This is a genomic window from Thermosynechococcus sp. PP555 (genome assembly GCF_031583225.1).
Lineage (GTDB): Bacteria > Cyanobacteriota > Cyanobacteriia > Thermosynechococcales > Thermosynechococcaceae > Thermosynechococcus.
Genome location: NZ_CP134168.1, coordinates 2,190,453 through 2,210,413 on the forward strand (window position 1 = coordinate 2,190,453; position 19,961 = coordinate 2,210,413).

The 19,961-nt window shown below is 53.5% G+C and carries 17 protein-coding genes; 13 read left to right on the top strand and 4 right to left on the bottom strand.

What is annotated here, in order from left to right; translation table 11 throughout:
* Nucleotides 1-221: 221 nt before the first annotated feature.
* The 6 genes from RHH27_RS10820 to RHH27_RS10845 all read left to right on the top strand — a co-directional run bounded on the left by RHH27_RS10820 (nt 222) and on the right by RHH27_RS10845 (nt 7,389).
* The gene (locus RHH27_RS10820) at nt 222-809 is read left to right on the top strand and encodes a Uma2 family endonuclease (RefSeq protein WP_286627127.1); all 588 of its coding nucleotides are present in this window, start codon (nt 222-224) and stop codon (nt 807-809) included.
* A gap of 91 nt (nt 810-900) precedes the next feature.
* Entirely contained in the window at nt 901-2,583 is a 1,683-nt protein-coding gene (locus tag RHH27_RS10825) for a DUF3685 domain-containing protein (RefSeq protein ID WP_302678270.1), read from the top strand.
* A gap of 276 nt (nt 2,584-2,859) precedes the next feature.
* Nucleotides 2,860-4,659, top strand: coding sequence for an iron uptake porin (locus RHH27_RS10830; RefSeq protein WP_302678271.1), 1,800 nt, complete (start codon nt 2,860-2,862; stop codon nt 4,657-4,659).
* Nucleotides 4,660-4,753: 94 nt separating this feature from the next.
* The gene (locus RHH27_RS10835; protein ID WP_302678272.1) at nt 4,754-5,989 is read left to right on the top strand and encodes a S41 family peptidase; all 1,236 of its coding nucleotides are present in this window, start codon (nt 4,754-4,756) and stop codon (nt 5,987-5,989) included.
* Nucleotides 5,979-6,620 carry a phosphoribosylglycinamide formyltransferase gene (gene purN, locus RHH27_RS10840; RefSeq protein ID WP_302678273.1) on the top strand — a complete coding sequence of 214 codons (642 nt, stop codon included), beginning with the start codon at nt 5,979-5,981 and terminating at the stop codon, nt 6,618-6,620. The genes RHH27_RS10835 and purN overlap by 11 nt, the downstream gene beginning before the upstream one ends.
* 148 nt (nt 6,621-6,768) lie before the next feature.
* Nucleotides 6,769-7,389 (top strand): hypothetical protein, encoded by a 621-nt coding sequence (locus tag RHH27_RS10845; protein ID WP_206200137.1) that lies wholly within the window; start codon nt 6,769-6,771, stop codon nt 7,387-7,389.
* Between the two features lie 36 nt (nt 7,390-7,425).
* Here the strand turns inward: RHH27_RS10845 and RHH27_RS10850 are convergent, their stop codons facing one another.
* A complete protein-coding gene (locus tag RHH27_RS10850) occupies nt 7,426-8,592 on the bottom strand; it encodes an aminotransferase class V-fold PLP-dependent enzyme (RefSeq protein ID WP_302678274.1) in 1,167 nt (388 codons plus the stop codon).
* A 142-nt stretch (nt 8,593-8,734) separates the two neighbouring features.
* Here RHH27_RS10850 and RHH27_RS10855 point away from each other — a divergent pair, with 142 nt between their 5' ends.
* Nucleotides 8,735-9,481 (top strand): hypothetical protein, encoded by a 747-nt coding sequence (locus RHH27_RS10855; protein ID WP_206200139.1) that lies wholly within the window; start codon nt 8,735-8,737, stop codon nt 9,479-9,481.
* A 41-nt stretch (nt 9,482-9,522) separates the two neighbouring features.
* Here the strand turns inward: RHH27_RS10855 and ruvX are convergent, their stop codons facing one another.
* Nucleotides 9,523-9,978, bottom strand: a complete 456-nt coding sequence (gene ruvX / locus RHH27_RS10860) for a Holliday junction resolvase RuvX (protein WP_149819291.1) — start codon at nt 9,976-9,978, stop codon at nt 9,523-9,525.
* 90 nt (nt 9,979-10,068) lie between these two features.
* Here ruvX and ileS point away from each other — a divergent pair, with 90 nt between their 5' ends.
* The 5 genes from ileS (at nt 10,069) to RHH27_RS10885 (ending at nt 14,609) form a co-directional block, all read left to right on the top strand.
* Nucleotides 10,069-12,930 carry an isoleucine--tRNA ligase gene (gene ileS / locus RHH27_RS10865; RefSeq protein ID WP_302678275.1) on the top strand — a complete coding sequence of 954 codons (2,862 nt, stop codon included), beginning with the start codon at nt 10,069-10,071 and terminating at the stop codon, nt 12,928-12,930.
* A 16-nt stretch (nt 12,931-12,946) separates the two neighbouring features.
* Nucleotides 12,947-13,747 (top strand): site-specific DNA-methyltransferase, encoded by an 801-nt coding sequence (locus tag RHH27_RS10870; protein WP_206200141.1) that lies wholly within the window; start codon nt 12,947-12,949, stop codon nt 13,745-13,747.
* Nucleotides 13,744-13,887, top strand: coding sequence for a hypothetical protein (locus RHH27_RS10875; protein ID WP_206200142.1), 144 nt, complete (start codon nt 13,744-13,746; stop codon nt 13,885-13,887). Before RHH27_RS10870 ends, RHH27_RS10875 begins: the two co-directional genes overlap by 4 nt.
* A 135-nt stretch (nt 13,888-14,022) precedes the next feature.
* The gene (locus RHH27_RS10880; RefSeq protein ID WP_399373389.1) at nt 14,023-14,238 is read left to right on the top strand and encodes an IS630 transposase-related protein; all 216 of its coding nucleotides are present in this window, start codon (nt 14,023-14,025) and stop codon (nt 14,236-14,238) included.
* Nucleotides 14,238-14,609 carry a pentapeptide repeat-containing protein gene (locus tag RHH27_RS10885; RefSeq protein WP_302678276.1) on the top strand — a complete coding sequence of 124 codons (372 nt, stop codon included), beginning with the start codon at nt 14,238-14,240 and terminating at the stop codon, nt 14,607-14,609. The genes RHH27_RS10880 and RHH27_RS10885 overlap by 1 nt, the downstream gene beginning before the upstream one ends.
* On the opposite strand, the gene gltX is transcribed toward RHH27_RS10885, so the two are convergent.
* Together gltX and RHH27_RS10895 are read right to left on the bottom strand one after the other, a co-directional pair.
* Complete coding sequence (gene gltX / locus RHH27_RS10890; RefSeq protein WP_206200143.1) at nt 14,599-16,056, bottom strand: glutamate--tRNA ligase; 1,458 nt, start codon at nt 16,054-16,056, stop codon at nt 14,599-14,601. The two genes, RHH27_RS10885 and gltX, sit on opposite strands and share 11 nt — an antisense overlap.
* 58 nt (nt 16,057-16,114) lie before the next feature.
* Complete coding sequence (locus RHH27_RS10895) at nt 16,115-18,214, bottom strand: TIGR00300 family protein (RefSeq protein ID WP_206200144.1); 2,100 nt, start codon at nt 18,212-18,214, stop codon at nt 16,115-16,117.
* A gap of 263 nt (nt 18,215-18,477) precedes the next feature.
* On the opposite strand from RHH27_RS10895, the gene tig reads away from it, so the two are divergent.
* The gene (gene tig / locus RHH27_RS10900) at nt 18,478-19,932 is read left to right on the top strand and encodes a trigger factor (protein WP_302679165.1); all 1,455 of its coding nucleotides are present in this window, start codon (nt 18,478-18,480) and stop codon (nt 19,930-19,932) included.
* The last annotated feature ends 29 nt before the right edge of the window (nt 19,933-19,961 follow it).

Below are 19,961 nucleotides of genomic sequence, written 5' to 3' on the forward strand. Positions count from 1 at the left end.
TTTGGGCTTCACACCATTAGCGGAGGGTCAAACTGGCTACCAAGCCTGCATTTCCCCAGAGGAGTAAGCGGTTGATTTGGCGACGTTTCACTGACAGACTCTGTCCCAAGAATTGACCACGCTCAAAACCCTAGTAGAAGAACATTTCACCGTGTACCCCATATGTTAGAAAGGGGCGTTGAATTGCTTAGGATTGAACTATCGCGTTGACGGGAACTCTGATGACCACAGTATTGGAGCCAGCGGTCACGTACCTCACTCCGGAAGCTTACTTAGCTCAAGAAGTGGTGGCAACGGAGCGCCATGAGTATCGCCAAGGAGAACTTTACACTATGCCCGGGGGCAGCGTTAATCATAATGAGTTGGTTCGTTCCTTAACTGTTCTGTTGAGTTTGGCACTCAAGGGACAGCCCTACCGCGTCTTTGTCACAGATCAACGCCTCTGGATTCCGGAAACGCAGTCGTACTACTATCCTGATGTCATGGTGACGCCGAAGCCGGTGCCCCTAGTGGCGGGACGCAACGATGTGGTGATGCAGCCGATTTTCATTGCTGAGGTTTTATCGCCTTCGACAGCGGATCGCGATCGCGGGACAAAATTTTTCGACTATCGTCAGATTCCAACCCTGCAAGAATATCTCCTGATTAGCCAAGATCGCCCCTGTGTTGAACAATATTTGCGGCAGGCTGAATATCAATGGCTGCTCACGATTTGGCAAGATATTACGCAGGAACTACTACTGCCCTCGTTACAGACTTCCTTAAAACTCAGTGATCTCTATGCAGACGTTGAGTTAGGTGAGTCCTAAAAAGAATTCCTTAATTGTCATGGCAAATTGTCATGGCGCGGCTTGTCAGTCAATATCTGAATAGTCCCAACCCCAACTAAGTCTTGCGCAAATGTCGATGTCCCCTATCACTGCTGATGCCTCCCCCAACTTTGGTCTCATCATTGTCGAGGGAGAGGATGTGGTGCGCCTTGGCCTTTGGACAGGAATTCAGCAGCAGTTGGGGATTGAGCCGCTGGTCTTTCACGATGGCCATGGTCTGATCACCTATCTGGAAAACACGCCCCTCGATCAAGAACGCACGCCTTGGATTGTTCTCTGTGATGCCCAACTCACAGTGAATGATGCCACTACCCCTTGGCTGTGGCAGTGGTTGAAGCAGCACTATCCTGCCCTGCGGATAATTCTCACTGTCCGACCCGCTGCCCTTGAGTTAGTTTCCCTTGCCCAACAGGCGGGTGTCGAAGGCATTTACCATCGCAATACGGCGCTGAGTGATCTCTTGGCGGCAATTCTGGCCATTGCCCAAGGGGAAATCGTTCACACCGTCACGCCCCCAAAACCCCCCTTGAGTGTGCTCTTTCCCAATCCGTGGGATCGTTGGCGGTATCAGGTTCTGCAGCAGGGATTGGGGGAAATGGAAGCGTGGTTACAGGCTTTGGATCAGTACTTGGGGCGATCGCGCCTCTCTGCCCTCGAACGGCTGGTGTGTGAAGGTCGCCATCGGGAAATTCGTGCCGCCCGCTGGTTAGTCTCCCGTTTCTTGCCACAGCCAACTCAAGCCCCTCCTGCGCCAGTAGTGTCCCCCGTGCGTCCGCAGATTGAGATCATTTCCCAATTGGTGGATCGCTGCTTACAACGGATGCAGTCGGATCTCTTGAACCTAACGTCGCGGCCTTTGGAGTTAGAGGTGCTCACCCTACAACAGCGGCGGGAACTGCTCTATACCATCCTGCGGCAGTGGGATCTCCTCGTGCGCACTTTACAAGCAACACCACCCAGTATTGAATTTCTGCACCAGCGGGGTAGCTCCCTACTGCAAGACCTGTGGGAACAGAGCCTGCGGGAGTTTTTTCGTCCCTATCGTTTTGCCCTCGGCAGTGACGCCGACCTGATTGAGCAATTGCTCACAGAAAGAGAAACTGTGGCCAGCGTCTATCTGAAGCCAATCCCCTTTGTGGCGGAGATGCTGGCTCATTTACTGGTGCAACAGCCCCTCACCCTCCATCAGCAGACCTATCGCTACGGCACCGCTGCCGCCTTGGAGATCCTCGATGCCCTCCTCGATCACTGGTTGCTCACTGTCGCCAATGGCATTGTTTATCCGCTGCTGAATCGGTGTTGCTATAGTGCAGTGATTCAACAGACATTTTTTCAGCCGCAATACACCTCAACGCGGGAAATGGAACGCTTTCGCAACGCTCTCTCTTGGCATTACCGCTGGCGGCGCTGGGTCAAGGAACCCCAAGATATCTTTGAAAGTCGGCTGGTAGTGTTGCGGCTAACGGAGCGAGGAATTCAGGAACTAGCGCTGACCGTCCCCCGTCAACAGGAACTGATGCAACTCGAGGGGATTCCCTACGCTCTAACCTTGGCGCTGGAGGCGCGTGATGCTTTAGCCCCCCCAGTACGGGCAGTGGTGGCTTGGGTCGGCAAGGGAGTGGTGTATCTGCTGACGCAGGTGATTGGTCGCGGTTTGGGGCTGATTGGCCGCGGCATTTTGCAGGGAATTGGTCAATCCGTTAGCAGTGGCTGGAGTCGTTCTGAAGCCCAAAAAACCTCATCCAAACCTTGAGCCGGCCTAATTCTTAAACGACTCCTAACCTTGAGATAACCTTAAGCCAACGAACACGGTGTTAGAATCTGGCTGGTAAGTAACTATCTCTGCCCCTTGGGGGATAGTTTCTATGAGATGTGCTAAAGCCTCTGTAAGAAAGCCTGATAGCTCAGCTTGCTGGCAGATGAATAACTTTAGCGAGCATCTCAGTAGGATCAATAATTGAAGGAGAATTCTGTCTTAGGGACTCGTTCTTTAGGACAAGTTCATTGAGGAGTGAAGGAGTAAGACGTTATGTCCCGCATTTTTCCGGGGTTGGTTTTGACCTCGCCTGTTTTATTGTTGGGTGTGCTGGCAGGTGCAGCGACAGCCGCTGATACCTCTTTGACCAACTTCAGTAGCACTCAGTTTCAAACCCCTACTGCTGGTACTGAATCCCTAACCACACTGCCCACCAGCACGACACTTGTTGCCCAAAATCGCCGCAGCAACCTCTCTGTGCCCTCAGTGGCTGAACTAGAAGCGGGGCGTGTCCCTACGACATCGAGCATGGGTCAAGTGACCTCCGTTAGCCAACTCTCGGATGTGCGCCCTACAGACTGGGCCTATCAAGCCTTAGCCTCCCTTGTCGAGAAATACGGCTGTATTGCCGGTTATCCCGATGGCACCTTCCGTGGCAATCGTGCCGCTACTCGTTATGAAATGGCAGCCGCTTTGAATGCCTGCCTCGATGTAATTAGCGATCGCTTTGCCACCAAGGAAGACCTTGAAACCCTGCGCCGCCTGATGCAGGAATTTGCCAATGAACTCGCCGTCATCAAAGGCCGCGTCACCAACCTTGAAGGCCGCGTTGCCAACCTCGAAGCCACTCAATTTGCCACCCTCACTAAGCTCAACGCTACGGTTATCTTCAACGTCTCCGATATATTGACGAACGAGCGGGCACTACGTCCTGGTCTAGGTGGTGTGCAACCCCCAATTGATGACAACACTGTTGTTAACAACCGCGTTCGTCTCAACCTCGATACCAGCTTCTATGGCAAGGATCGCCTACGGTTGCGCTTGCAAGCAGCTAATATTACTAGTTATGCCGGATTGATGGGCACCAATATGGGGCGCCTTGGCTATGATGGCAATAATAATAACCAATTTGAACTGCAAAAAGCCTTCTACAGCTTTCCAGTGACCCGTCGCGGTCAAATGATCCTAGATTTTGTGGGGGGTGAGTTCAACGACAATGTCAACAATTTCAACCCCTTCCTCCAATCCAGTGATACGGGTGCCCTCTCTCGCTTTGGGCGTTACCATCCCATCTACCGTGCAGGAAGTGCTGCCAATGCTGCGGGTGTGACCTTTAAGTACGACCTCATCCAAAATAAAGAACGGGGCACCGGCGTCACCCTCAATGTGGGCTACCTTGCACCCTTTGCCAACGACCCTGATCGAGTCGCGAACAATGGCCTCAATGGCTTCTTTGATGGTGCCTATGCTGCTTTGGCTCAGGTGGATGTGCGCCCCATTAAAAACCTCGCCTTGGGGGTGACCTACACCCACTCCTATGGCCTTGATCCCTTTGGGGGAACAGGTAGCTCTGGTTTCCGCTCAGCGGCAAACCCTTTGGGGGCTCCACCACCACCTAGTGTAGCTAACAACGTGCCTAACCAAGCAGCGGATGCGGTGGGCTTCCAGTTTACCTATCGCCCGATCAAGCAGTTGAATGTTGCGGGCTGGGCAGGGTATGCCAATGTTTATGGTGTTCGACCGAATGCTTTTGTGCCATTTGGCCGCCGTGAGGCTGAAATTGTCAACTGGGCCATTACCTTTGCTTCCCCTGACCTCTGGCGGAAGGGAGATCTGCTGGGTCTTGTTTTTGGCCAGCCCCCGCAGCTCATTAGCATCACAAACGTCCCTCCTACTTTTGGCGATGGAAGTTACACGCGCTTCAACTCCTATCACTTAGAGGGCTTCTACCGCTTTGCCGTGAGTCGCAATATCTCGATTACCCCTGGGGTGATTGCCATCTTCAACCCCAACAGCAACTCAAACAACGACCCCATTGTTGTTGGCGCTGTGCGGACAACCTTTAGCTTCTAAATCCGCACTGACCTGTTTCCCCCTCCCTGTGAGGGGGATTTTTTTATGTGGGAACGATAGAATAGGGGCGAGGCGTTGTCAATGGATTTGTGGGGTGAAATACTGGGCAATTCTCGGCGTCGGTGTTGCACTATTGGGAATGCCGTCAGCACTGGGGGGCACCAGTACGCTCAAGGATGCTCCCAAGGCCTTGGTCGATGAGGCGTGGCAAATTATCTACAGAAGCTATCTGGATCGCAGTTTCAATCGTCTGGATTGGCAGGCCATTCGTCAGGAGTTGCTCTCCCAATCCTATGGCGATCGCGAGGCCGCCTATCGGGTGATTCAACAAACCCTTGTCCGCCTCAATGATCCCTATACCCGCTTTCTGCCGCCCCAAGCGTACCGTCAACTGCTCCTGCAAACCCAAGGCCAGCAGGTGGATGTGGGTCTCACCCTCGTGGAGTCGGGGGAACTCTTTCGCATTCAGGCAATCCAAGCGGGGTCAGTGGCTGCCAAGGCGAATTTGAAAGTGGGAGATGAAATTCTGGCCATTAACGGTCGGGGGAGCGATCGCCTGACCTTGGAGCGAGCCAATCTGGCGTTGCGAGGGCCAGCGGGGAGTCAGTTGCGCCTACTGGTGCGCCGTGAGGGTAAACCCCAACCCTTTAGTGTCGAACTCACCCGCGCCGGTGAAATTCCGCGTACAGTGAATTTTCAGGTTCTGAATCATCCTCGGGTGGGTTACATTCGCCTCAGTGGTTTTAATAGCCGCTCCCAACAAGAGATGCAAGCGGCGATCCAAATCCTGCAACGGGAGAAAGTTCAAGGCTTCATTCTGGATTTGCGCCACAATCCGGGGGGACTCCTAGAAGCCGGCATTGAAATTAGCCGCCAATGGCTCGATTCTGGGGTGATTGTGCGCATTCAGCAAAACCAGCGAGAAGAGACGATTCGTGCCCGCCAACGCGCCTTGAGTCAGTTGCCCCTCGTGGTCTTGGTAAATCAGGCCTCCGCCAGTGCCAGTGAAATTTTAGCCGCTGCTTTGCAGGATCAGGGGCGCGCAACCGTGGTGGGGACACCAACTTTTGGCAAGGTGCGGGTTCAAGCAGTTCATGAACTGGGGGATGGCTCTGCCCTCGTGGTAACAGTAGCTCGTTATCTGACGCCAAAGGGGCGCGATATTGCCGCAGGGGGGATCACCCCCGATGTACTGGTGACGGTCGATCCCAGTAGTGATCTGGAATTGCGGCTCAATCCCAACTTGGTGGCACGACCCACGGATCCAATGGTGGCCAAGGCCTTAGAATTATTGAGCACTAAAATCAGTAACACCCGTCATGTCCAGTGAGGCTCTTGTTGTCCCTTCTGCTCCAGCGATCGCGCCCGCGCCCCATCCCCTGCGGTTAGGCGTTTTAGCTTCTGGCAATGGCTCCAACTTTGCTGCTCTCGCCGAAGCGATCGCCCAAGGGGAATTGGCTGCCCAAATTCAAGTTCTGATCTACAACAATCCCGATGCCTTGGTGGCAGAGCGCGCCAAACAGTGGCAGATTCCCAGTGTGCTGCTCAACCATCGCCACTACCCCAGCCGTGAAAGTCTGGATGCGGCCATTGTCGAAACCCTCAAAGCCTATGGGGTCGAGTGGGTAGTGATGGCGGGCTGGATGCGGATTGTGACGCCTGTCCTCCTCAATGCCTACCCCCAGCGGGTAATTAACCTGCATCCCAGTTTGCTCCCCAGTTTTCGGGGATTGCATGCCGTTGAGCAGGCCTTGGCAGCAGGTGTGAAAATTACTGGGTGTACCGTCCATCTGGTGGAAGAGGAAGTGGATAGTGGCCCAATTTTAGTCCAAGCAGCAGTGCCCGTTCTCCCCGATGATACGCCTGCCACCCTCCACGCCCGCATTCAAGTCCAAGAACACCGCATTCTCAAGCAGGCGATCGCCGACATTGCCGCGCGGCAATCACAAGCTTCCTGCTGATCCTTGGCTAATAGAAGGATCTCTCAGGGCGAGGGTCCACCCGCTTTTCTGATTGGCTTGGGAATTGCGTCAGCATCCTTTTCTCGGTGGGGAGCATTGATTCGGATTAGGATTGGGGATGTATCCGTGAGCAATTGTTAATCCAGTCATGACGCAGGCATACACCCCTGAAGATGTTTGGCGGTTATTGGGGGAACTATTAGAGGCTCAGAAGGAAACCGAACGCCGCTTTCAAGAAACAGAGCGCCGCTTCCAAGAAACGGATCGGCGATTTCAAGAGACTGACCGACGGTTCCAAGAAACGGAACGCTTGCTGCGCGAAGAAGCGCGCCAACTCAACCAGCAACTGGGGAAACTGGGCAATCGCCTTGGGGAATTTGTGGAATGGCAGGTGCGCCCCGCCGTGCTGCGCTTATTTCAGAGTTGGGGAATTGCCGTCTCTCAACTTTACAGCGATGTCATTCTCCAAGATGGCAACGAGAGTTTAGAAATTGATCTGCTAGTCGTCAATACTGATGAAGCCGTCCTCGTCGAGGTGAAAACGAAACTGAGCCAAGGGGATGTGGATGAGCACTTAGAGCGGATCGCGAAATTTCGTCGTTTGGCACACCAGTATCGGGACACCCAGCTCTTGGGCGCCGTAGCAGGAATGATCGTACCCCCTGAAGTAGCTCGCTATGCCTATCGGCAAGGTTTGTTTGTGTTGGCGCAATCAGGAGATGGGGTGGCGATTCTCAACGATGTGCAGTTTCAGCCCCGTACATGGTAGGTGACTCTAATCGCTCTAATTCAATTCTCAAGCGTCCTAAGGATGATTCTGGAGCCAGTGTTTGAGGGTAGCAACAAAGCGATCGCACTCCTGCGGCAGCGTAAAGTAATGCACACAGGCTCGCACCGAGGCAGGATAGAGCAATTCCCGCACCAAGATATTCTCTGCCTCAAGGTCTTGCACCAATTGGCGATGCTGACCATTAGCTAACTGAAAGGCCACCAAGCCCGACGGCGGCGGCACGGGACTCAAGCAGGTCAAACCCACCATGCCCTGTAACTGTTGCCAAAGATAATGACTCAGCTCACAAATGCGCTCATATCGCGCTTGGGCAGTCCCCCATTGATCATGCACCCGCAGGGCAGTGGTTAACCCCGGTACCAAGGAAAAGGCGGTTGTGGCCACTTCAAAGCGACTGGCATCCTCCTTCCAGCCGGCGGGTTGGGCATCACGGGTTTGGTGAATGCCGCGCCAGCCAATAAAGGTGGGTTCCAATGTGGCCAAGCGATCGCGCCGAATGTACAGCCCGCCAAGACCCGCAGGGCCACAGCACCACTTGTGTCCTGTAAAGGCATAGTAGTCCACCCCCAAGGCGGGTAAATTGAGGGGCACCATACCCACACTTTGGGCACCATCCGCTAAGACTTGGATGCCGCGACGGTGGCAAAGGTCAACAATTTTCTCCAACGGCAAAAGTTTCCCGGTATTCCACAGCAAATGACTGAGGACGACCAAGCGTGTGCGGGGATGGAGTTGGGCTTCAATGGCGGCCACCTCATCGTCACACCAAGGCCAAAAGGCCACTCGATCCACCACCACCCCCAACCGCCGCGCCAATTGTTCGGTAATCGCCACTACCCCCGGATGCTCACAGTTAGAAATCAGCAGGCGATCGCCCGCTTGCCAGTTGATCCCCCAGAGAACGATATTGCAGCCAGTGGTTACAGAATCCGTGAGGGCAATGGTCTCGGCGCTCGTCCCCAAAAGCTGTGCCAGTTCTTGCCGCAGGGTTTGCAGTTGTTGGCTCAGCCACGGAAAGACGCGATTGGCAAAGGGGCCTTCCTCTTGAATGTGGCGATCGCTCTGGATGATGGCCTGCCATGTGTCTTGGTGCAGCGGCCCTTGTCCCCCATAGTTGAGGTAGATCTTATTCAGTAGGGCGGGGTAGGTGTCGTGGTAGGTGCGCAGTGTCTCTAGGTTCATCGATAGTGATTGCAGAGCGATAGATAGATGCTACCGCAAAGGATTTAAGATAAAGATCTGTAGCAAGTCCCCTTTTCATTCCCCCACTCAAGGGGCGGCACTTGCAAGCACGGCTCGGTAAATTAATCCTGTCAATTAAGTCATGACAAAGGCATACACTCCTGACGATGTTTGGCGATTACTAGGGGAGCTGTTAGAAGCTCAAAAGGAAACCGAACGCCATTTCCAAGAAACAGAGCGCCGCTTCCAAGAAACAGAGCGCCGCTTTCAAGAAACAGAGCGCCGCTTTCAAGAAACAGAGCGCCGCTTCCAAGAAACGGATCGGCGATTTCAAGAGACAGATCGGCGATTTCAGGAGACGGATCGGCGATTTCAAGAGACGGATCGGCGATTTCAAGAAACGGATCGGCGATTTCAAGAAACGGAACGCTTGTTGCGGGAAGAAGCGCGCCAACTCAATCAGCAACTGGGGAAACTGGGCAATCGCCTTGGGGAATTTGTGGAATGGCAGGTGCGCCCCGCCGTGCTGCGCCTATTTCAGAGTCGCGGCATTGCCGTCTCTCAGCTTTACAGCGATGTCATTCTCCAAGATGGCAATGAGAGTTTAGAAATTGATCTGCTAGTCGTCAATACCAATCAAGCGGTTCTCGTCGAGGTGAAAACCAAACTGAGCCAAGGGGATGTGGATGAGCATTTAGAGCGGATCGCGAAATTTCGTCGTTTGGCACACCAGTATCGAGACACCCAGCTCTTGGGAGCGGTAGCAGGGATGATCGTGCCCCCTGAGGTGGCTCGCTATGCCTATCGGCAAGGGTTATTTGTGTTGGCGCAGTCGGGAGATGGGGTAGCGATTCTCAACGATGCGCAGTTTCAGCCCCGCACATGGTAGCCCGTGCCCAAGAATTTGAGCAGACAACTTTTCAGCCTCCGTTATAGCTGCGGATCAGCGGGTGCCAGTGTTGCTTTTGCGGCTTGAGAACGGGCATCGAGCCATTGTTGCAAAATGAGGGCAGCAGCAATTTGATCCACTAAGTCCTTGTGGTGACGGGGCGATCGCCGCCGTTGTTTGAGGATTTCCTCCGCTTGAAAGGAGGTTAGCCGCTCATCCATATATTCCACGGGCAAGTTCAAGGCCGCGCCAATTTTTTCCGCTAGATGTTGCACTTGCCGGGCTTGGGAACCCAGTTGACCATCGAGGGTGTAGGGCAAGCCCACAATTAACTTCTCCACCCCTCGCTCTTGGCAAATCTGGCGAAGCTGCGCCACATCACTGGCAAAATTGCGCCGCTGGATGGTTGTAATGCCTGTGGCCAACTGCCCCAAGCGATCGCACCCTGCCACACCAATGCGCTTGCGCCCCAGATCCAAACCTAGAACGGAAATCATCCTTGAGTGAATAAGAACAGTTCTCCTACAATTGAATCCATTCCCGATTTTTTCTTGCCCTCCAACGATCATACCCCGCTGTACCCACCCATGACTGACGCGACCCCCGACTACAAAGACACCGTCAACCTGCCCCAAACCACCTTTGAAATGCGGGCAAATGCAGCCACACGGGAACCCCAATTACAGGCCTTTTGGGCACAGCATCAAATTTATGAAACGCTGCAGCAAACCAATCCGGGTGAGGTCTTTATTCTCCACGATGGCCCCCCCTACGCCAATGGCGCTCTCCACATTGGCCATGCCCTGAATAAAATCCTCAAGGACATCATCAATAAGTACCAACTGCTGCGGGGACGTAAGGTACACTACCGCCCCGGTTGGGATTGCCATGGCCTGCCCATTGAACTCAAGGTACTGCAAAACCTGAAACCCGAACAGCGTGCGCAGCTAACCCCCCTGACCCTCCGCCAACAGGCCAAGGCCTTTGCCCTCAAAACCGTGGCCGAGCAAAAGCAGAGTTTTCAACGCTATGGGGTTTGGGGCGACTGGGAGCACCCCTATTTGACCCTCACTCCCGACTATGAAGCGGCACAAATCGGTGTCTTTGGCGAAATGGTGCTGCGGGGCTACATCTATCGCGGTCTCAAGCCCGTCCACTGGAGTCCTAGTTCTAAAACCGCCCTCGCCGAAGCCGAACTAGAATATCCCGAAGGCCACACCTCCCGCAGTCTCTATGCCGCCTTTGAAGTGATCGAACTGCCGCAAGGGCTAGCCAAATCGTGGTACAAAGCCCTCGGCCAATTAGGCGTTGCCATTTGGACGACAACCCCTTGGACCATTCCGGCCAACTTGGCGGTGAGTGTCAATCCGGATCTCACCTATGCCCTTGTTGAAGTCAAACCCAGTGCCCGCTACAAATATTTGATTGTGGCCAAGGATCTGGTGGAGCGCCTTAGCCAAACCCTTGCTTGTACCCTCAAGGTGGTGGCCACCGCCAAAGGGGCTGACTTGGAAAATGGGCGCTATCGACATCCCCTCTTTGAGCGCGAGAGCAAAATTGTCATTGGCGGCGATTATGTCACGACTGAATCGGGGACGGGTCTGGTTCACACGGCCCCTGGCCATGGCTTAGAGGACTATGCGGTGGGTCAGCGCTATGGCTTGCCAATCCTGTCGCCCGTGGATGAAAATGGCTGCTTTACAGCAGAAGCGGGACAATTTGCCGGTCTCAATGTCCTCAAGGAAGGGAATGAGGCGGTGATTGCGGCACTGCAAGCGTGTGGCGCCCTCCTCAAGGAAGAACCCTATGTCCACAAGTACCCCTACGACTGGCGCACGAAAAAACCAACCATCTTCCGCGCCACGGAGCAGTGGTTTGCTTCCGTTGAAGGCTTTCGCGATGCCGCCCTCAGGGCGATCGCCGAGGTGAAGTGGATTCCTGCCCAAGGGGAAAACCGCATTACGGCAATGGTGGCGGAGCGTTCCGATTGGTGTATTTCGCGGCAGCGCAGTTGGGGCGTGCCCATTCCCGTCTTTTATGACAAAGCCACGGGGGAACCCCTGCTGACGGCAGAAACCATTGCCCATGTGCAAGCCATTATTCGCGATCGCGGGTCTGATGCTTGGTGGCAACTCTCCGTTGCGGAATTGCTGCCTGAATCCCTACGAGATCAAGCCGATCGCTACGAAAAGGGCACCGATACGATGGATGTCTGGTTTGATTCTGGCTCTTCCTGGGCGGCGGTTCTCGGCGATCAACAGGCGGATCTCTACCTCGAAGGCTCTGACCAACACCGCGGCTGGTTTCAATCCTCATTGTTAACACGGGTTGCCGTTAAAGGCCAAGCCCCCTACAAAGCAGTCCTCACCCACGGCTTTGTCCTCGATGAGCAGGGACGGAAAATGAGCAAGTCCCTCGGCAATGTCACGGATCCCCGCGAAGTGATTGAGGGGGGCAAAAACCAAAAGCAAGACCCTGCCTATGGTGCCGATGTATTGCGCCTGTGGGTGTCCTCCGTGGACTATGCCAATGATGTCCCCATTGGTAAAAATATCCTCAAGCAGTTGGCGGATGTCTATCGCAAGATTCGCAATACGGCTCGCTTTCTTTTGGGGAATCTTCACGACTTTGACCCCGATCAAGATGCCATTCCCTATGCCCAACTGCCCGCCTTGGATCGCTATATGCTACATCGGCTGCATGAAGTCTTCAGCGAAGTAACGGCGGCCTTTGATAGCTTTCAGTTCTATCGCTTTTTCCAAACGATTCAAAATCTTTGTGTTGTTGATCTGTCGAACTTTTATCTCGATATTGCCAAGGATCGGTTGTACATCAGTGCTGCCGCGAGCGATCGCCGGCGCAGTTGTCAAACGGTTCTGGCCGTTGCCGTTCAAAACCTCGCCCGTGCTATTGCCCCAGTGCTTCCCCATTTAGCCGAAGATATTTGGCAGCATTTGCCCTTCAAAACCCCCTATCTTTCGGTTTTTCAAAGCGGCTGGGTACAGCTTCCTGCCCAGTGGCAGGATCAGGAGCTAGCCAGTGAGTGGCAACGCCTGCGGCAACTACGCCTAGAGGTGAATAAGGTGCTCGAACAGGCCCGTGCCGAAAAGCTCATTGGCTCCTCTTTGGAAGCCAAAGTGTGGCTCTATGTTGCCGATCCACAGTGGCGCGATCGCCTTCAGGACATGAATCCCAGCGATGCCCTCAGTGGCAATGGGGTGGATGAACTGCGCTATCTCTTTTTGGTTTCCCAAGTGGCGATCATGGCACAACCCCATGCCGTTGACGTGCCCTATGTCCTAGAAGAGGAAGGGCTGTGGATTGGCGTCGATCATGCCAAGGGTGAGAAATGCGTCCGCTGCTGGAATTATGCTGAAAGTGTGGGACAATCGGCCTTGCATCCCCAGTTGTGCGATCGCTGTCAAGCCGCCTTAGAAGGGATGTTTTAGATCATTGAGCGAAAGCATGCTAGAGATTGATCGTATCTACCAAGCTGATGCTTTTACCCTCTTGCCCCAGATTGAAAGTGCGAGCATTGATCTCATTATTTGCGACGGCCCCTACGGTGTAACCACCAATCCATGGGATCGCATCTCTAACATCCAAGAGTTTAACCTCAAACTCATCACTATCTTTGCTGAAAAATTGAAAGAGGGAGGAGCACTCTACCTTTTTGGTAAACCTGATTGTATTGACTTTATTGACTACCGTCCATTTCTTAACTTACAGGCAAAAATTGTCTGGTATCAGCCCAGTCGCCTAGCTCAAGGACGGATCAACTACACAAATAACTATGATCTTATTTGTTACTTTATTAAGGGCCAGCGTCCCAAAACCTTTAACTTAGATGCTATTCGGGTACCACAGCTAGTAGAGCTAGAGCACCGTCGTCGTTGTGAGCGGGTACCATCAGTGATTAATGGTAAGTATGGCAAAACTAAATTCAATGAAGAAGGTAAAAACCCAGGAGATGTCTGGGGAGATATTAAACAGCTCACGTATAAATCAAAAGAACTAGTAGCTCGCGAAGCACTCAATACCATTCAAAAGCCAGAGCAGCTGATTGAACGCTTAGTCAAGGCAAGCTCTAATAAGGGTGACTTAGTGCTTGATCCATTTGCCGGTGTCGGTACAGCCCCTGTAGTTTGTAAACGCTTGGGAAGGCATTTCATTGCTATTGAGCAAGATCAAAAGTTTGTCCAAGCAGCAAACGAGAGATTACGTGAGGCAGAGTATGAAATCGCGGGGAGGCTTTTTGATTGGTGAAACAGCAAGTTTATCGTCAAATTGTTGATCTGATCCGTCAAGCGTCTCAACTTGCTCAAACAATTGGTATTCGCAACCTACTGCAGCCGGGGTTAGTTAAGGAAATGATTATTGCTGACCTGCTAGGTCACGAACTATAGCCATTTCGAAAGGAGATGAGATATTTTCAAGAGGGATAGGCTATACTCAAAGCGTCATGAATGTTACTCAAGAATATGAGCTATAGCTTGGACTGACGAGAGCGGGTTGTCTCCTACATCAAGCAAGGTGGCAAAATCAGTGAAGCCACTCAAATTTTTCAGGTGAGCCGCGCCACTATCCATCGCTGGCTGAAGCGAGAGGACTTAGCCCCCACAGTTGTCCCCCGTCGTCCTTGGAAGCTGGATTGGGCGGCCTTAGCAGCCGATGTTGCTGCCCATCCCGATGACCGTTTAATCGACCGTGCCCAGCGATTTGGCGTCCAAACTGTGATCTGCGGGGCGCGAACCTAATGGATGCCAATTTGTTTAAGGCGAATTTAGCAGGTGCCAATTTGGAGGGCGCTTATCTGGCGGGTGCGAATCTCTTTGGCGCCAATTTGGAAAGGGCAAACTTGAACCGTGCCAGTCTCTATCTAGCGATTTTGGTCAATGCCAATTTGGCAGGGGCACAACTGGTGGGAACACGCCTCACCCTTAGCAACCTTGTCAATGCCAACCTTAGCGGTGCCAATTTGGAGAATGCGGTCATGAAGGGGGCAAACATGATTGATGTGAATTTGACGGCTGCAAACCTGAAGGGGGCAGATCTCGATCGCGCAAATTTGAGTGGGGCTAATTTAAGCCAAACGATCTTCGATCGCCCCCCAGCCCCTAGGAAGTAACCTGTGCCTGTTTCAATGCTGCCGCAAGTCGCGGTTGATCCCAGCCCCGTTGGTGGAGAATTTGCCACGTGGCCATTAAATCGGGACCGTGGACAGCACCCGTGAGGGCAGCGCGCAGCGATCGCATCGTTGCTCCCTTTTTCACCCCTGCGGCTTTGCTGGCCTGTTGAATCAGGTGTTGTCCCATCTCCACCGTCAGCTTTGGCTCTGTCGGCAAGTGTGCTAGTAGGTACGCCAAAATCGTCGCACTCTGGGGTTGACTCAGTTGAGCCATTGCTTCAGCATCAAGGGTGATGGTGGGTACAAAGAAAACTGCCCCTTGATCAATGGCCTCCTTGAGGGTGTTGAGACCCGGTTGAAGGAGTTGGGCAAGGTCAAGCAACCAAGGGCGATCGCCCCCCTCATCAAAGGCATAGCCTGCCCCCTGCCATAAGGGAATCAGTTCCGCCAAAAGTTCTGCTGGCTCTAGTTGCTGAATGTACTGACGATTGAGCCAATTGAGCTTATCCCAATCAAAGCGGGCACCTGCCTTGTTAATTCGTTCAAAACTAAAGTGCTTCGCCGCCAGATCAAGGGTAAAGAGTTCCCCTATCCCTTCAGGGGGCGACCAACCCAAGAGTGTCATGTAGTTGGCCAAGGCGGGGGCTAAATACCCCATGGCTCGGAAGTCAGAAATGGAGGTCACCCCATCTCGTTTCGAGAGTTTTTGCCCCGCTGAGTTGAGAATCAAGGGAGTATGGGCAAAGTTGGGGGGAGTGGCGCCAAGGGCTTCATAGAGCAAAATTTGTTTGGGTGTGTTGCCAATGTGGTCTTCACCGCGAATGACATCGGTAATGCCCATGGCAATGTCATCGACGACCACCACCAAGTTGTAGAGGGGGTAGCCAATTTCGCCGCGGGGGGCAGCTCGCGCAATCACCATATCGCCCCCCAGATCAGCCCCCTGCCAACTCACTCGACCGCGCACCAGATCCTGCCATTCAATCTGGCGATCGTCCTCAATTTTGAAGCGAATGACGGGGGTGCGTCCTGCGGCATCAAAGGCGGCTTGCTCCTCTGGGGTCAAATGGCGGTGACGGTTGTCGTAGCGCGGGGCTTGTCCCTTGGCTTTTTGTGCGGCTCGCAGGGCATCGAGTTCTTCGGGGGTGCAGTAGCAGTAGTAGGCAAGTCCCTTGTCCAAGAGGGTTTGAATCGCTTGGCGGTACAGATCAAGGCGATCGCTCTGGAAATAGGGGCCTTCATCCCACGTCAGCCCCAGCCATTGCAAGCCCTCAAGGATATTCTCGGTATATTCAGGTCGAGACCGCTCGCGATCGGTATCCTCAATCCGCAGAATGAATTTCCCTCCCCGATGGCGGGCGTAAAGCCAGTTGAACACAGCGGTACGGGCAGTCCCAATGTGCAGATTTCCTGTCGGACTCGGTGCTAAACGAACACGAACTGTCACTGCTGACCTCGAATACAAAAATTGCCCTTTCGATCCTACCCCATTGGCTGAAAAGCTTCTAGGCAAGGGTATAGGGACGATTCAGCCGCTCCAACTGCTGCACCATCAGGCTGAGGAACAGTCCCACATCGGTGACCACGCCCACGGATTCCACAGAACCCCGATCCGCTAGTTTAGTGACGACCGCTGGGTTAATATCCACACAGACGAGCTTCACCCCGGCGGGGGTCATATTGCCGACACCAATGGAGTGCAGCATTGACGAGAGCATCAAAATCATGTTTGCGCCCTGAATCAGGCGGGCATACTCCCGCTGCGCCTCAATTAAATCCATGAGGGTATCGGGCAGTGGGCCATCATCACGGATTGACCCCGCTAGGACAAAGGGCACATTATTCTTCACACACTCATACATCACGCCACTGGTGAGGATGCCCTGAGCCACGGCGTTGGCAATGCTGCCACAGCGACGAATGGTATTGATCACTTTCAGGTGGTGACGGTGACCGCCCCGCACAGGAACGCCCCGCTGCATATCCACCCCCAAGGAGGTGCCCATGATGGCTTGCTCCATATCGTGCACCGCGATCGCGTTACCGCCGAGGAGTCCTTGGACATAGCCTTCACGGATCAGCTTGGCTAAATGCTCACCACCGCCGGTGTGGATAACCACTGGGCCGGCCACCACAATCACTTTGCCCCCCTGATCGCGGATGCGCCGCAGTTCCCAAGCAATTTGTTCCACCACCAGTTCGACGCGGCGTTCACTGGAGACCCCTGATCCCATGAAGGTGAACTCTTGGGTGCTGCGCTGGCTTTCCGTTTTCCGAATCGTGCGGATGCCTTCGACGCCCACGACCACGCGATCGCCCACCTCTAAATCCCGCAGAATGCGACACTCCGCCACCGTGCCTTCCGGGGTTGAGCGCACCACAATCGCCCCATCCATGCGTTGGTTTTGAACCCGAACCCACTCGCCGGCAACTCGTACCTCTGTGGGATAAATCGTGGTTACATAGAAGTCATCCGGGGCAACCCCCGCTTGGGTGACGGTTTCGAGGGTCGCATCACACACCTCTGAGGGCGGTAAAATCGCACCGAGGGTGATCAACTGCGCCATGATCGCATCCATGACCTCGGCATCGGGCGCCATGACCCGAATATCCGCTTGGGAGGGACTTTGCCGTTGTTCGCCAAGATTAAATTGCAGGACTTGGAAACTGCCGCCACTTTCCACAATTGTGTCTAGGACACGGTTCACAAGGCCAGAGTCGAGGAGGTGTCCCTCCAGATGAATGACCCGACTGGGAATTGTCGCCGTGGCATGGAGTTCTTGGCGCACGGGTTCGGTCACCCGCAAGGTCAAGCATTTAGCTGCACCCCCCGCTTTGAGAAATTCTGTCAGGGGCGTTTCCACCACCTCAAAGCCCACTTGGGCAAGGGCAGACTTCAATTCTTGGCTGGCACAGTTGAGAATCACCGTGCGATCGATATTGACGGCATTGCAAGCAAAGTTGACTGCATCAGCCTCTTTAACGGCAATTCGTTTATCCGCTGGTACCCGCAGTTCAATCAGGCGGTTGGAGTAGGCATCAAAGGCGGGAGGATAGTAAAGTAAGTAGCCATCCGTGAGCGGACAAAAACATGTGTCAAGGTGGTAGAAACGCTCATCCATGAGCCGCAGGGAGAGGACTTCAATATCCAGCCACTTCGCCAAATAGGCATGGGAATCCAATTCTGAACGGAAGCCATACCCTGCCCACAGCCAGCGACCCTCACGATCCAAGAGGGCATCTCCGGCTCCCTCAAAGGGCAGTTGCTTCGGTAGCTCAAAAACTTGATACCCCTGAGATTCAAACCACGCTTTGAAATAGGGTTCTTCCCCTTGACGTTCTGGATGATAAAAGCGACTGAGCACCACGCGATCGCCGAGCACCAAGCCCGCATTCGCCGTAAACACCATATCCGGCCAGCCCGGCTGCGGCTCAATCAGGTCAACCGTGGCTCGAGCATGGATAATTTCGTAGAGTTTTTGCCACTGCTCCTGTGCCCGATCGCGGGAGGACTTGTGGATATTTCCCTCCATCCAAGGATTGATCACATAGTCCACCTCATAATGGGTGGGAGGGCACATGAGGAATCGCAGGGTTGAACTCATAGGGGTTGTTTAGAAATCGTTGCAATTTGTGAAAATAGTTAGGTGTGGGCTACACGGCACCCATGACAAACTTTTATTCTATAGGCAGTGGGGATCTTGACGATTGGTTTTGTCATCAAACCTTGACATTACACCCATTGTCCTGTGTCTTTAAGCGCAACTCCATTTGCAAAGAGCAGGGGAAATCTGCGCTAAAATTATAATTTGTGCGATCGCGCACAGCCAACTGACACCATTTGCGAAGGGGAATGACCTTGACTGACGTGACTGACATCATTTCCATGACGACTGAACCCCGTGCCAATAGCCAACTCCTCGCCACGATTGAGGTTTCGGGGGCACACTCTCAACAGGTCTATAACCAAGTGGTCAATGATCTCCTTCGCCATACACAGGTACCCGGATTTCGCAAGGGCAAAGCCCCCCGGCAGCTTGTCTTGCAGCAAATTGGCAAAGAGCGGCTGCGCTATGTGGCCATAGAAAAACTGATTGAGGATACCGTCAAAGCCGCCGTCGAAAAGAACAACATCCCCTATCTAGGCAACCTCGAACTCCAAGGGGATATTACAGAGCTACTGAACCAATTTCAGCCGGGCGACAACTTTTCTTTCAGCGTCACGTTTGATGTCGAACCAGAAGTGACAGTCACAGCCTATAAAGGGCTAACCATTGAGTACAATCCCGTCACCTACAATCCCGAAACTGTCGAGAAGCTCTTGCAGCGGCACCAACGGGAGCACGCCACCCTCATTCCTGTCGAAGACCGACCCGCTCAGTGGGGCGATGATGTCACCCTAAAACTGGTGACCAAAGATGAAAATGGCGAGGTGGTGAAGGAACTCTCAGCAGATGAACTGCCCCTGTCCCTCGATGAAGAGCAACCCTTTTTGATTAAAGAAATTCCTGCTGCTGTTGTCGGCATGAGTGTCGGTGAAGCCAAAACGGTGACGGTGTCTGTTGCCGAGGAAGTCAAGGAAGGGAAAGCAGACATCCCCAAACAATTGACTGCTGAGATTGAACTTTTAGGGATTAAAGCACCGGAACTGCCCCCCCTAGACGATGCCTTTGCCGCTGAGCACAGTGAATTCAGTACGATGGCAGAATTGCGGGCCTATCTAGAACAAAACCATCAGGAGCGAGCTGAAAATCAAGACAAGAAAGCGAAAGAAGCTGCCCTCATTGATACCCTCATTGCCCAAAATCCAGTTGAATTGCCAAAAACCCTGATCCGCAAAGAGGCAGATGTGAAGGTGCGGACGACGCTGATGCAAATTCAGTCCCAAGGCGTTGATCTCAACAAGATCATGACCGAGGAACTCTACGAAAAAATGCGTCAAGAGGCAGAGCCGGGGGCAGCGAAGGAGGTACACTCCCGTTTATTGTTGAGGGCGATCGCTCGTCAAGAGGGCATTGAACCTAGTCCCGACGCAGTGGAGGAACGGCTGAACCGCTACAAAGAGGTGTTGGGCAACCAAACAGCCAAGGATCTAGAACGACTCCGCGAATTTGCCCACGATGAAGTGCAGCAGGAGGAAGCCCTCAACTGGCTCCTAGAGCAAAATACATTTCAGCCAGTGCAGTCCGACACAGCCACTGAGCAGCCCACAGCGACTGCTGAAGCGCCCAAAGATACCCAGACGGAGGCCGTTGCTGAAAAGCCATCTAAGCCGCAAAAACGCTCTGGGAAAAAAGCAAGTTCTGCCCCAGCCCAAGAATAGTTCGGCATAATGAAAGTGATGATCCCTAC